Annotated in this window: 14 protein-coding genes; 3 read left to right on the top strand and 11 right to left on the bottom strand. The window is 38.3% G+C overall.

All coding sequences use genetic code 11. The annotated features are described in order from the left end of the window. Nucleotides 1-68 precede the first annotated feature (68 nt). The 9 genes from MKX67_RS03180 to MKX67_RS03140 all read right to left on the bottom strand — a co-directional run bounded on the left by MKX67_RS03180 (nucleotide 69) and on the right by MKX67_RS03140 (nucleotide 7,148). On the bottom strand, nucleotides 69-509 hold the full coding sequence (locus tag MKX67_RS03180) for a GNAT family N-acetyltransferase (RefSeq protein WP_095370674.1): 441 nt from the start codon (nucleotides 507-509) through the stop codon (nucleotides 69-71). Next, nucleotides 487-1,104, bottom strand: coding sequence for a nucleotidyltransferase domain-containing protein (locus MKX67_RS03175; protein ID WP_095370675.1), 618 nt, complete (start codon nucleotides 1,102-1,104; stop codon nucleotides 487-489). The genes MKX67_RS03180 and MKX67_RS03175 overlap by 23 nt, the downstream gene beginning before the upstream one ends. A 112-nt stretch (nucleotides 1,105-1,216) precedes the next feature. Beyond that, entirely contained in the window at nucleotides 1,217-2,287 is a 1,071-nt protein-coding gene (locus MKX67_RS03170) for a nitronate monooxygenase (RefSeq protein ID WP_095370676.1), read from the bottom strand. Between the two features lie 13 nt (nucleotides 2,288-2,300). After that, nucleotides 2,301-2,852 (bottom strand): thioredoxin family protein, encoded by a 552-nt coding sequence (locus tag MKX67_RS03165; RefSeq protein WP_095370677.1) that lies wholly within the window; start codon nucleotides 2,850-2,852, stop codon nucleotides 2,301-2,303. A gap of 55 nt (nucleotides 2,853-2,907) precedes the next feature. Next, nucleotides 2,908-3,357, bottom strand: a complete 450-nt coding sequence (locus MKX67_RS03160) for a DinB family protein (protein ID WP_157733805.1) — start codon at nucleotides 3,355-3,357, stop codon at nucleotides 2,908-2,910. Between the two features lie 22 nt (nucleotides 3,358-3,379). Continuing rightward, entirely contained in the window at nucleotides 3,380-4,105 is a 726-nt protein-coding gene (locus MKX67_RS03155; protein ID WP_095370679.1) for an MOSC domain-containing protein, read from the bottom strand. A gap of 116 nt (nucleotides 4,106-4,221) precedes the next feature. Further along, nucleotides 4,222-5,358 (bottom strand): N-methyl-L-tryptophan oxidase, encoded by a 1,137-nt coding sequence (gene solA, locus MKX67_RS03150; protein ID WP_095370680.1) that lies wholly within the window; start codon nucleotides 5,356-5,358, stop codon nucleotides 4,222-4,224. Nucleotides 5,359-5,594: 236 nt separating this feature from the next. Next, nucleotides 5,595-5,831: a hypothetical protein gene (locus MKX67_RS03145; protein ID WP_095370681.1), complete on the bottom strand. Its 237-nt coding sequence runs from the start codon at nucleotides 5,829-5,831 to the stop codon at nucleotides 5,595-5,597. 207 nt (nucleotides 5,832-6,038) lie between these two features. Continuing rightward, nucleotides 6,039-7,148, bottom strand: a complete 1,110-nt coding sequence (locus MKX67_RS03140; protein ID WP_342488822.1) for a Xaa-Pro peptidase family protein — start codon at nucleotides 7,146-7,148, stop codon at nucleotides 6,039-6,041. Nucleotides 7,149-7,247: 99 nt separating this feature from the next. Here MKX67_RS03140 and MKX67_RS03135 point away from each other — a divergent pair, with 99 nt between their 5' ends. The 3 genes from MKX67_RS03135 (at nucleotide 7,248) to MKX67_RS03125 (ending at nucleotide 10,034) form a co-directional block, all read left to right on the top strand. Further along, complete coding sequence (locus tag MKX67_RS03135; RefSeq protein WP_095370683.1) at nucleotides 7,248-7,790, top strand: cupin domain-containing protein; 543 nt, start codon at nucleotides 7,248-7,250, stop codon at nucleotides 7,788-7,790. A 28-nt stretch (nucleotides 7,791-7,818) separates the two neighbouring features. After that, entirely contained in the window at nucleotides 7,819-8,913 is a 1,095-nt protein-coding gene (gene eutH / locus MKX67_RS03130; protein ID WP_095370684.1) for an ethanolamine utilization protein EutH, read from the top strand. Nucleotides 8,914-9,308: 395 nt separating this feature from the next. Beyond that, nucleotides 9,309-10,034 (top strand): hypothetical protein, encoded by a 726-nt coding sequence (locus tag MKX67_RS03125; protein ID WP_342488821.1) that lies wholly within the window; start codon nucleotides 9,309-9,311, stop codon nucleotides 10,032-10,034. Nucleotides 10,035-10,162: 128 nt separating this feature from the next. Here the strand turns inward: MKX67_RS03125 and gatB are convergent, their stop codons facing one another. Both gatB and gatA read right to left on the bottom strand, forming a co-directional pair. After that, on the bottom strand, nucleotides 10,163-11,590 hold the full coding sequence (gene gatB / locus MKX67_RS03120) for an Asp-tRNA(Asn)/Glu-tRNA(Gln) amidotransferase subunit GatB (protein WP_095370686.1): 1,428 nt from the start codon (nucleotides 11,588-11,590) through the stop codon (nucleotides 10,163-10,165). Nucleotides 11,591-11,605: 15 nt separating this feature from the next. Further along, nucleotides 11,606-13,063 (bottom strand): Asp-tRNA(Asn)/Glu-tRNA(Gln) amidotransferase subunit GatA, encoded by a 1,458-nt coding sequence (gene gatA / locus MKX67_RS03115; protein WP_322910201.1) that lies wholly within the window; start codon nucleotides 13,061-13,063, stop codon nucleotides 11,606-11,608. Nucleotides 13,064-13,075: the final 12 nt, after the last annotated feature.

Genomic DNA, 13,075 nt, shown 5'->3' with positions numbered 1-13,075 from the left:
TTATGACAAGAAAAAGACTCCCCAGATGAGAGTCTCAATAAACAAAATATCTTACTTACCGTAAATTATCATGATTGCTTCCATTCCATTGAAATATTTCTGGGTTGGAATCCCAGTGACTCGTACAATCCAATGGCTGGGTTACCGTGATAAGCTGTTAATCGAAATTCTTTGAACTGTTGTTTTCTTAGCTCCTTCATCGCTGCCATCATTAATTGCCGACCCATTCCTTTTCCTCTATTGTTTTCTTGCACATACAATTCATAAATGAAGCCAATTTCTTGCTCGGTCATTTCGTCTCTTTTTCCACCAAGCAGCACCCATCCCATTATTTCTTCATGTTCTACAGCAACAAGATATTCTCCCCCGTTACTTCTTATAGATTCAACCATCTCTCTCAGCTTACGCTCTTCCGGTTTAGAACGGTTTAATGTACCTTCATACACTGATTGAACAGATAGCTTTAAAATACTTTCTACCTCTTTTTCAGTTGGCTTTCTGATCTCCACTATATTTCTCTCCTTTTCTTGCTGGTTTCCAATGCGTCCATCGCGTTATATCTTGGTCAGCTAACCAATCGTAAAATTGCTCACTATTTATGATTCCATCTTCTAAGACTGCTCGATACACAAAAATGGAAGGGTAGGTTAATTCTCTCTTAGAGAGTTCCTCTTTTATTGATAGGATGTGTGTTCTTGATTCATGTGTTAACGAATATTGCATTTCCTTCACAAGATCCCTAGACAAAGGTCCTTTATGACTTTTTGGAAATAACCACATATCAATTTTCCAAACTTCTAGATTATCATACTTATATAAAATCTTAAAATAGAGACCATTAAATGATTCATTCAGGTAATTGTGATATTTAATATCTACTACTTGTGGGTGGTCAACAATCTCCGCTAACATACTAAACACTTGATTGGCATTAGGTTCATCACAAAAGACTTCGATATCAATATCACAATCGACCATTAAATCATAAGCATAGGCTCCCACTACATATACTTCTCCTATTCGAGACCACCTTTCAAGTAAAGAAAGCTCCTTCAATATTTGTTTAGCGCGCTCTTTTCGTTTCCCTGCTCTTTCTAATAACATCGTAACCTCCAACTATTTCATTTTTAAAAATTATTTGATTTTTTTAAGTGTAAGAGGTTTTTCAAGATAAAAAACGCGTGGTCTCATCTCCCACGCGTGAGTAATTTAATCTTTATTCATCATCCAATTGCTGATCCAACCCTGCAACAAGATTATCCATGAGTACTTTTACAGATTGAAGAGTAGCCTTTTGATAACTTTCTCCTGCCCAAAGTGACATGAAGTCAGTCTGATTTTGTTTCGCTGCCACTAATCTTATCGCTTGTGTTAAGTCATTTTGAAGTGGATAAGGTAAGCTAGTTTGGTTTTTCATTTGCTCCATAAAACGGTTGTGAATCCCTCTTGCCCATTTACCCGAAAAGGCTTCTGTCAAGCTTGTTTTCTTATTAGAAGAGACAAGCATTTTCTTATAAGCGGGATGAATACCACTTTCTTCTGTTGCTAAAAAAGCAGTACCTAATTGAACACCCTCAGCTCCTAAGCGAAAGGCAACTTCTGCATCCGAAGCGTCCATTATGCCACCCGCCGCAATGACTGGAATACTGATTTCATCCGTAACTGCTGGAATAAGGTCAACTAACGGAATAAGGGAATCAAGTGCATCACCGATAAAAGTACCACGATGACCGCCTGCTTCTTTCCCTTGTACAACAAGAAGGTCGCAACCTCTCTCTTCCCAGAGAACAGCTTCTTCTACTGATGTCGCTGTACCGATTACTCTTGTTCCTTCTTTTTGTAATTCTTTTATCACTGCTTCTTCTGGAATACCAAATGTGAAACTACATATCGGAACAAAAGATTTCATCACAACTTCTAATTGCTGTTCATAAAATAAGCGGTGATCTTTTCTTGGTAATTGAAGCGGTGCATCAATTTGAAGTTCGTTACGAAATACTTCTAGTGATTCAATCGCCCTTTCTTCTTCTTCTTTTGTGAAAGCGATATCATTCCCAGGTATAAATAAGTTGATGCCAAAAGGGTGATTGGTTTTTTGACGAATATCATGAATCATCGTTTCCATATCCATTGGGCTCATATAACCCGCTCCGATATTTCCGACACCACCATACATAGAGGTTCTACTAATTAAATCAACAGTCGTCGCTCCTCCTGCCATTGGTGCTTGGAATATTGGGTATTTCGCCTTTAACATATCTGTTATTCTATTTTGGTTCCAACTCATTTCCCCTCACCTCTTATTTTAATTTTGCAATAATGCTCTCAGCCACACTATGCCATAAACTTGGATCAGATTGATAGGTTTCTCCAATGCTTTTATAAAGCTCTTTTTGAGCCTGTTCAAAGCTTGGATCTTCCTTAGCAGGTAGGGAGGTTCTTCTCTCCATCACATAATCTTGCAATCTTGGTGCACGTGGGCCCCATACAGCTTGTTCTGCACCTGCTTCATCAATAAATACAAAAATAGGAATTGCTCGTGCTGTTCCGTTTGTTAAGTATTGATCCATTAATTCTAAATTACTATCTCTTAGAACAAACCGTACTTCCATACCGATTTCCTCAGCAATTTTTAATAGAACAGGATTATTAATCATCGCATCGCCACACCAATCCTCAGTAAGGACAATGGCGTGCAGATTTTTTTGCTTGACCTCTTGTAATGCTTCCTTTTCTTCTTCACTAAGTGAAAAACCCTCATAAATGGTAAGCATACCTTCTTTGTTTACTTGCATATGATTTAGATATTGCTCTTTCGTTAAACCCTTTTCAAACCATTCTCTTAATTCCATTTCCTTTGCACATCCCTCTTACGTTTTTATCCAATCATATCATACCATTGAACGATTAAAGTATGGCACTAATTTGCTTCATATGATGTTCGTCATGTGCAGCAAGCCCGATGAGATAATCATATAGGCTTATTTTCTTATTGCCAATGATTAATGGTTTTTGCCAATACGAATCTGGAATTTTAGAGATTCTTTCTATTATTAGTTTTCTTTTTACAAGCAATTCTGCAATGATTGTCTCCTGCGATTGATTTCTTGCTGCTTCCGCGGCTGTTGGATTCATTTCTTCTGCAGAAGGAGCTTTTGGTAGAGGAAGGTGTAATAAAACAAATGGTAGACGCTTTTTTAAAATAAATTCATCCCACGGAATAAAATGACCTACCACTTCAGCGACCGACCATTTTCCTTCATTTATTTCTTTCCGCCAATGGCTTGTTGGGATTGATTCTATAAATTTAATAAACTGTTCATGATGGCGGATCATCGCTTGTTTTTGCGATTGCACTGTATCACCCCTCATCAGTCATTTATAGCCAAATCTCATCACCAAGCTTTACGTTCCCCGTTTGAATCACTTTTGCATAAACACCAAAATGATTATGATTGGTTCTAATAATCTCTTTATGTATGGTAGGTGTCCTTTTTCCATTTTTCGGATCAATAGTAATAATCATACAACGTTCGCAAGGCTTAGTTATCTCTATCACCACTTCTTCTCCTATTTTCATTTGGTTGGAGATCCAATCATGTTCCGAAAATGGCCTATCGTAATCAGTATGGATAATAAAGTTGGGACGGAAACGCTTCGGATCGATTTCACTTTTTCCAAGTTGCTTACTTAAATATTGTAGTGATGAATGTGTTACTAACAAAAGGGGAGCTTCTTCAATAGCCCCAATGGGTACATAGGATGGCGTAAAAGAATGAAAAGATAAATCCCTTCCACTTTTCAGACGAAGATCTTGCCTCCACCTCTCATCATTCCACCCGTACCTCTCTCCATTTGCTGTATGTATTTGTAACTCCGGGTATGTATCTTCATTTTCCTCACTGACAAAAGTGGCTTGATATGCTGCCATTTCTTGATATTGAGTGATCGTAAGGTATTTTCCTTGTCTACTCCTATCTATAATGACGTGGCTTCGGTCGCCATACACACCGTATGGTAAGACTCTAGTGGACTCAACATTTTCACCACCAAATGACTTGACAGGATAACGTAGTAATGACGAAAGAACACCAATTTTTTGCATGCTCTTACACCTCCTCTATGACCTGGTGTCGAAACTTGAACCTTCTTCTATCCCTCTCCGACATAATTCCTCTTATTTCCCAGGAAAGTATCTGATTAACGACATTTCCCTCATTATTATCGCTTCAATTCAGCAAATCTCTCAATTGTGAAAGGGGAAATATCCACTGACGAAGTTTTTCCTTGGATTAGTTCGCTTAAAACATGACCAACTACACTACTAAATTTAAATCCATGACCGGAAAATCCCGCTGCAATTGCAACATTCTCATATTGAGGATGTTGATCAATAATAAAATGCTCATCTGGTGTCATTGTGTACATACAGGTTTTACCAAATTGTAAATTTGTTTTTTCAGTGAAATATCTCCCTAGAAATGTTGTAAGCTCTCTCTCATCATCCTCATTAAAAGGCTGCACTTCTTGTTTACTCTCTATTCTCTGAACATCTCCATCATGCCTTCCTAGTTTCAATCCTGAACCATCTATACTAGGAAAGCCATAATAATGACCTAATGGCGATTCAAATGTAAAGGCTGGAAACTGTTTCGCCTCATAAACATCCTCTTGTGCTTCATACCAAGCGAAAGTTTTCCGAATCGGATTTAATGGAAGCTGTAAGTCCAGATAACTAAGGATGGAATTTGTGCCAGCTCCTGCTGATACAATTAACGAGTCTCCTGAATAATGACCATCCTGTGTAGCAATATTAACAATCCCTTCTATAATAGATAAGTCAGTAATTACGCTATCAGTCACGATTTTAGCACCATAGGACAAAGAAAGTCTCCGGTAAGCCTCAATACAATCTTCACACTTCAAAACCCCAGATGTCGGCTCATGATAAGCAACCATTCCATCATCTAAATGTAATGCACTCCATTTAGTATTGACCGTTTCATGTGTGTAAACATCAAGTGGTAACTGATATTTTTCCGCACTTGTTTTGACCTCCTTCATAAAAAGAGAAGTCTCGCTACCAATATTTAAAACACCTGTTTGTAAAAACAACTCCATTTCGGATTCTTTCTCTACTTCTTCCCATAGTTGTTTAGCCTTTAACAAGAGTGGCACATAAGCATGTCCTTCACCATAAGCATATCTAATGATTCTCGTCTCACCATGATGACTTCCTTTCTGATGAGGTGGCCTATTTGCATCGATAAGCAAAACCTTTTTGCCCTCTTTCGCTAAATAATAACCTGCAGCCATCCCCATCGAACCTGCGCCGATAATAATTGTATCGTAATGCAATTTTTATCCCCTCCAAGATGCTAAACTATAAGTGTTCTTTTATTTAATTTTCTAAATACTATCACCATTAGCCAATATACCACAGGAACGGGAAGACTTTTGTCGAAATTTGTTGCAATTGTTTAACAATCTCTTAAAGGAAGTAGTCGTGTAGGAAAAATTAACAAAAAAAAGATTGATTCTATAAAATATAAACTCCTCAACAATCAAAGTGTTTTATTTTACAAACCAATCTGTTATTCGAAGAAATCATTAAATGACCATATAATAAGAAAGATACTTACGACACCCCAGGCTACTGTACCTAAAATCCAGTATATAATTGCTTGCATATCTCTATTTCTTTTGTACGCCCCATTTTCACCTTGAGCCACTAGCCTCGCGAGTTTATTCTCCATCCTTTTTTTCATAGAAGCAACTGTGATAAAACCGGAAACAATGATGAATAGAATCATCCAATGCAAAAGGTTCACACCTTCCCTCCGCTTCGTTTTAACCATAATAACATAAACTAGCGAGGTACTCTTATACGTGGATTAAGAAAGGATAAAATATCCAAACGAGATATGTATGGCATTTTAATATAGAAGATCTGCAAGTTATTTCTATAAACTACCTTTTACCATAAGTAAAGTGGTTGTAATCCAAATTATTTCGATAAAAACGATCGTTAAACTAAGTTAAAAACGGTCAATTACTTGCAATGCTGTTGGGAAAGATGTAAGAATTTCGGCCGTTCCTTCTTCGTTTATATAGACGTCTTCTTCAATTCTCACCCCACCAAATCCCGGTATATAAATCCCAGGTTCTACCGTGAAAAGTAAACCTTTTTCAACTAAACGATCGTTCTTTTCATGAATAGAAGGCTCTTCATGAACATCAATACCTAATCCATGGCCCACGCGATTATTAAAATATTGTCCATAGCCTGCCTCTTGGATCACACGGCGAGCTGCTTTATCAATCGAGCCGATTGGGATACCTGCACGAGCTGTTGAAACACCCGAAAGTGTAGCCTGCCTTACAATTTCATAGATATTCTTTTGCTTAGTCGTTGGTTCTCCTAGAACAAAAGTACGTGTGATATCGGAACAATACCCATCCGCAACAACCCCCATATCAATTAAAAGAAAGTCACCTTTTTGGAGCTTGTTCTGATCAGGATGCCCATGTGGTAAAGATGATTTTGCACCTGAGAGGACCGTTGTAGAAAATGAAGGACCATCGGCACCGAACTTTCTCATTAAATAATCAAACTCTGATACCAAATCGAGCTCTGTCATCCCTTTTTCAATTTTCTTCAATCCATCAGCCAGTACTTTTTCAATAATTGTTACTGCATGTAAAACCTTTGTCCGTTCAGCTGGCGTTTTCAGCATTCTTTGGTTTGCTATGAACCTACCTATATCTTGATAATTAAAATGCGGAAAAACGTTTTTAAGTTGTTCTTGTTGATAAAGTGTGATCTCTTTTATTTCCAATCCTACTATTTGATTATTCACTTGGATGACTGATTTTAATTTTTCATATGGATTTTCATCATCACTAATCAGAATAATGTTTTTCACATACGAATGCTCGCTAGCTGCTTCATAGTCTAATGCTGGCACAAATAAGTACTCCTCACTCTTTTGTAGATCAATAACAACCGCCATGAATCTTTCATACGGTTCACTATTAAACCCAGAATAATAGAATATGTTTTTAGGTTGAGTGACGATAGCAAAATCAAGTTTCTGCTCATTTAAATATAACTGTAATTGTTTTAACCTTTTTTGGTAAATACTCATTTTTAATTCCCCCTTTTATAGTATAGGTAAAATTATTATACTATTACTGTATAAAACATGATAAGATAAAAAAGCAAAAAAAGAAAGGATGTCACCTCAATGGATGATATATATAAGAAGATTAAACAACTTCGGTACGAGCAAGGCATGACATTGAAAGAACTAAGTGAGAAAACGGAGCTATCTGTTAGTTTTTTATCACAAATTGAAAGAGGTACCTCTTCATTAGCTATCACTTCTTTAAAAAGGATTGCTGATGCTTTTGGGGTTAAAATGATTCATTTCTTTGAAGAAGATGATGATTTTCATTATGTGATGAAAAAAGAGCACCAACGACCATTTAAAATGGAAAGCTCGGACTCTACATTTATTAAACTAAGTGGTCATTTTCCTGAACGGAAATTGGAACCATTCATCGTAAAGTTAAAACCTCGACAAAAAGATGTTGAACTGGTAAGGCACCCAGGTGAAGAGTTTTTCTATATATTACAGGGGGCACTTATTGTAAGAGTGGAGGATGAGGAATATCATCTAAACGAAGGAGAAACCATACATTTTCCATCAACCGTACCTCATATGTGGGAAAACCCACTCAATCAAGAAACAATCATTATTTCAATTACAACCCCTGCAATTTTCTAATAAACATCATTTCGAATGGAGAAACAAGATGAGCATAAATGATTTGATTATTTTTATTGTTGCCGCTTTCCTTTGTGTCGGTGCACTTGATAAAATATGCGGGAATAAATTAGGACTAGGTGAGCGATTCACTGCAGGAATGATGACGATGGGCTCCCTCGCGTTATCTATGATTGGGATTATTTCTTTAGCACCCGTCATAGCAGCCATTTTAACACCTGTGATTTCTCCCGTTTATGAATTCGTAGGCGCTGACCCAGCAGCGTTCGCCAATACTATTCTCGCCATTGATATGGGGGGCTATTCCCTAGCCACTGAGATGTCCATTAGTGCGGATTCAGAACTTTTCGCTTGGGTCTTCCTTGGCACTATGATGGGACCGACTATCGTATTTACAATCCCTGTTGCCTTAGGACTCATAGAAAAAGAAGACCAACCTTATTTTGCGAGGGGTATTCTAGTGGGACTTATTACTGTACCTTTTGGTTGTTTAGCTGGAGGCCTAGCTTGCGGATTGCCGTTTTTTATGATTATCAAAAACTTGATTCCTACCATTGTATTCTCTTTGCTAATTGCTTGGGGATTATGGAAAAAGCCTGAGAACATGATTCGAGGATTTGCCATCTTCGGTAAATTCATTGAAATCATTGCAATTATTGGTCTTACAGCGATTATATTTGAAACATTAACAGACCTAACACTGATCCCCCATTTAACGCCAATTGAGGAAGGGGTTCAAACAGTCGGTTCGATTGCTATTTTCTTAGCGGGCGCTTTTCCTTTAGTAGCTTTTATTTCGAAATATTTCAGGAAACCACTCAGTAAGGTGGGATCTTGGTTAAAACTAAGTGATAAATCAACAGCTGGGTTGATTGCTTCACTCGCTCATAATATTCCCATGTTGATCATGCTAAAAGATATGGAACCGAGAGGCAAGGTCGTTAATGTTGCTTTTGCTGTAAGCGGAGCCTTTGTTCTAGGAAGTCATTTAGCCTTTGTCGCCGGTATTCAGAAAGAAGTCGTATTTGCCATGATTATTGGCAAGTTAGTGGCAGGCATTAGTGCCGTTTTATTAGCAATGATTGTAAGTAGGGATCTGAAGAAGCAGCATACATTTCGCTAAAGCGCGTCATCCTCTCAACTGATGATAAACTTAAGTGCTAGGGGAATTTTCATATTTGTATAGAGACGGGGATTAATAGTAACTGCTGGTGTTGATAATGGTGATAGATACAACTGAGGTGTTCGTTTTGGATAGATTATCGTTGAAGATCAGTTTATGTTAGCATGTGTTTTCTTTTTTTTTGCAGTGCTTGTATGACAGGAGAGCTTTTATTTGTAGCGGTTCTCTTGGTTGTGTTACTTATATGGCGTGGGAGCCTTTTTTAGTCGCGATTCTTCGGGTTGTGCTACTTATATGGCTTGGGAGCCTTTATCAGTCGCGATTCTCTTGGTTGCCCTACTTATATAGCACGGAATCCTTTTTTTAGTCGGGATTCTCCAGGTTACGCTACTTATATGTCAACGAATCCTTTTTTTAGTCGCGATTCTCTTGGTTACGCTACTTATATAACGCGCGAGCCTTTTATTAGTCGCGATTCTCCAGATTACGCTACTTATATAGCACGGAATCCTTTTTTTAGTCGGGATTCTCCAGGTTACGCTACTTATATGTCAACGAATCCTTTTATCTGTCGCGATTCTTCGGGTTGTGCTACTTATATGGCGTGGGAGCCTTTTATCAGTCGCGATTCTCTTGGTTGCCCTACTTATCTAGCAAGGAATTCTTTTTTTAGTCACGATTCTCCGGGTTACGCTACTTATATGGCAAGGAATTCTTTTTTTAGTCGCGATTCTCCAGATTACGCTACTTATATAGCACGGAATCCTTTTTTTAGTCGCGATTCTCTTGGTTACGCTACTTATATGGCGTGGGAGCCTTTTATTAGTCGCGACTCTCTTAGTTTCGCTACTTATGTAGCAAAGAATCCTTTTATCTGTCGCGATTCTCCAGGTTACGCTACTTATATAACAAGGAATCCTTTTATCAGTCGCGATTCTCCAGGTTACGCTACTTATATAACAAGGAATCCTTTTATCAGTCGCGATTCCCTTGGTTACACTACTTATTTGGCAGCTACCCTTTCTTTAGTAAAGATTCTCTATTTACTTATATCTCAAGCGATTCCATCTTTTTACTCCCAAACTTCTGCTATTGAGCTGTACAAAATTTCTATCCGTTAAAATTACTCTTTTCATTTCAGTTTCTGGCACCATTTATACAAAATGTAATGACTTTATTAAATTAATCAACTTTATTGCATTGCCATTACTAAACGAAAAAATCCGAACAATTGTCCGGATTTTTTTGATTAACGCTTTTGTATTTCCTGCATTAATAATTTATTTACGATTTGTGGATTCGCTTGTCCTTTTGTTGCTTTCATCATTTGACCAACAAGGAAGCCGACTGCTTTTTTCTTCCCATTTTTGAAATCATCAATGGATTGTGGGTTATTATCAAGGATTTCAGTAACGATAGCGAGTAGTGCTGATTCATCTGAAATTTGCACTAATCCTTTATCTTCAACGATTTTCTTTGCTTCTCCACCATTCTCAATTAATTCTTTGAAAACAGTTTTAGCAATTTTTGAAGAAATCGTTCCATCTTCAATTAACGCAATCATTCCTGCTAACCCTTCTGCTGTTATCTTTGTTTCATGGAGTTCGAGCCCTTCTGCATTAAGATAGGCTGATACCTCACCCATGATCCAGTTTGAAGCTTGTTTCGGCTCTGCTCCCGCTGCAACAGTCGCCTCAAAGAAATCCGCTGTTTCCTTTGTTACGGTAAGGACACCTGCATCATAGGCAGGTAAGCCGAACGTATCGATATAACGTGTTTTACGTGCATCTGGTAGTTCAGGAATTTCCGCACGAATACGGGCTTTCCAATCTTCATCAATCACAATATCTAATAAATCCGGCTCTGGGAAGTAACGATAATCGTCAGAACCTTCCTTCACACGCATCAACAATGTTTTCCCAGTAGCTTCATCAAAACGGCGTGTCTCTTGTTCAATGACACCACCCTCACGAAGGACTTCTGCTTGGCGCTTCTCTTCGTACTCTAATCCTTTACGAACAAAGTTAAAAGAGTTTAAGTTTTTCAGTTCTGTTTTTGTACCAAATTCCTCCTGGCCGACAGGTCGTAATGAAATATTGGCATCACAACGTAAGGAACCTTCTTCCATCTTACAATCAGAAACACCAGTATATTGTACGATTGATTTTAGCTTCTCTAAATACGCATAGGCTTCATTTGGTGTGCGTATATCCGGCTCAGAGACAATCTCAATTAAAGGTGTTCCTTGACGGTTATAATCGACTAAAGAATACCCTTTGCCATGTGTTAGTTTACCCGCATCTTCTTCTAGATGAATACGCGTAATCCCGATTTTTTTCTTATAGCCATCTACTTCAATCTCAATCCAGCCATGTTCTCCAACCGGTTTGTCGAATTGAGAAATCTGATAGGCCTTTGGATTGTCCGGATAGAAATAGTTTTTACGATCGAATTTCGTCACTGGTGCAATCTCACAGTTTAGGGCCATAGATGCCTTCATCCCGTATTCAACTGCTTTTTTGTTGACTACTGGCAGTACACCTGGGTAACCAAGGTCAACAACAGTTGTGTTTGTATTTGGCTCTGCACCGAAATGGTTCGGACTAGCAGAGAAAATTTTTGAATCTGTTTTTAATTCAACGTGGACTTCAAGTCCGATGACTGTTTCAAATTCCATTATTCCTTGCCCCCCTTACAGCTCCGGTTTTTGTTTATGGAAATCAGTTGCTTGCTCAAATGCATGGGCAACACGATAAACCGTGCTTTCATCAAAGTGCTTACCGATAATTTGCAACCCTAATGGTAACCCTTCTGAGAATCCACAAGGTACAGAAATACCTGGTACACCAGCAAGGTTCACAGGAATGGTTAAAATATCGTTCGCATACATTGTTAATGGGTCTTTCGTTTTCTCACCGATTTTGAATGCCGGTGTTGGCGTTGTTGGTCCGATAATTACATCATACTTTTCAAAGACGTTTTCAAAATCTTGTTTAATTAGTGTACGAACCTTTTGCGCCTTTTTATAATACGCATCATAATAACCTGAGCTCAGGGCAAATGTACCAAGCATAATACGGCGTTTTACCTCATCACCAAATCCTTCAGAACGAGACTTTTTATAAAGGTCAATTAAGTTCTCTGGATTTTCAGTACGGTAACCGTAACGTACACCGTCAAATCGTGCTAAGTTAGCTGAAGCTTCAGAAGAAGAAAGTAAATAATAGGCTGCAAGTGCATATTTAGAATGCGGAAGGGAAACCTCTTCCCATGTTGCTCCTAATTTTTCTAATACTTTAAGGGAAGCAAGCACCGATTGTTTGACATCTTCTTGCACACCTTCGCCTAAGTATTCTTTCGGAACAGCGATTTTCAATCCTTTCACATCACCGGTTAAGCCTTCAGCAAAATTCGGTACACTCACATTAGCTGAAGTAGAATCCATTGGATCAACGCCAGATATCGCCTGTAAAAGATACGCATTATCTTCAACTGTACGTGTAATTGGTCCCACTTGGTCAAGAGATGAAGCAAACGCCACTAAACCAAAGCGAGATACACGACCATATGTAGGTTTAAGCCCAACAACCCCACAGAAAGATGCTGGCTGACGAATCGAACCACCCGTATCTGATCCTAGTGAAAATAATACTTCTCCTGCCGCAACTGCTGCAGCTGATCCACCAGACGAACCACCAGGAACCGTTTCGATATTCCATGGATTGCGTGTCGCTCTGTAACTTGAGTTTTCATTTGAAGATCCCATAGCGAACTCATCCATGTTTAATTTACCGATCGTAATGGCTTCTGCTTCTTTTAATTTCGAAACAACCGTTGCATCATAGATTGGATCAAAATTATCTAATATTTGACTCGCACAAGTTGTTCTTAAACCTTTTGTGACTAAGTTATCTTTGACACCGATTGGCATCCCGAATAACTGACCTTTTTGTTCGTCCGTTCCCAATTTACCATCGATTTCTTTTGCTACTTGACGTGCATGCTCTTCATCTAATGTTAAGAAGGCTTTTACTTTGTCATCTACTTCAGCAATTCTTTTATAAGATGCGTCGACTAAATCAGTCGCTGAAATCTCTTTTTTATGTAAAAGCTCATGAAGCTCAGACACTTTATGATCAAATAAACTCAAAATGTTTCCCCT

The sequence above is a fragment of the Cytobacillus sp. FSL W7-1323 genome (genome assembly GCF_038595015.1).
In the GTDB taxonomy this organism is placed as follows: Bacteria; Bacillota; Bacilli; order Bacillales; family Cytobacillaceae; genus Cytobacillus; species Cytobacillus kochii.
The sequence above is the reverse complement of the archived record's forward strand: the minus strand, read 5'-3'. Positions and strand labels throughout refer to the sequence as shown.

What these genes read in the sequence shown, in the direction of transcription:
- MKX67_RS03175 (WP_095370675.1), bottom strand. Translation starts at nt 1,104, where the DNA reads ATGTTATTAGAAAGAGCAGGGAAACGAAAAGAGCGCGCTAAACAAATA.
- MKX67_RS03170 (WP_095370676.1), bottom strand. Translation starts at nt 2,287, where the DNA reads ATGAGTTGGAACCAAAATAGAATAACAGATATGTTAAAGGCGAAATAC.
- MKX67_RS03165 (WP_095370677.1), bottom strand. Translation starts at nt 2,852, where the DNA reads ATGGAATTAAGAGAATGGTTTGAAAAGGGTTTAACGAAAGAGCAATAT.
- MKX67_RS03155 (WP_095370679.1), bottom strand. Translation starts at nt 4,105, where the DNA reads ATGCAAAAAATTGGTGTTCTTTCGTCATTACTACGTTATCCTGTCAAG.
- MKX67_RS03140 (WP_342488822.1), bottom strand. Translation starts at nt 7,148, where the DNA reads ATGAGTATTTACCAAAAAAGGTTAAAACAATTACAGTTATATTTAAAT.
- MKX67_RS03135 (WP_095370683.1), top strand. Translation starts at nt 7,248, where the DNA reads ATGGATGATATATATAAGAAGATTAAACAACTTCGGTACGAGCAAGGC.
- eutH (WP_095370684.1), top strand. Translation starts at nt 7,819, where the DNA reads ATGAGCATAAATGATTTGATTATTTTTATTGTTGCCGCTTTCCTTTGT.
- MKX67_RS03125 (WP_342488821.1), top strand. Translation starts at nt 9,309, where the DNA reads ATGTCAACGAATCCTTTTTTTAGTCGCGATTCTCTTGGTTACGCTACT.
- gatB (WP_095370686.1), bottom strand. Translation starts at nt 11,590, where the DNA reads ATGGAATTTGAAACAGTCATCGGACTTGAAGTCCACGTTGAATTAAAA.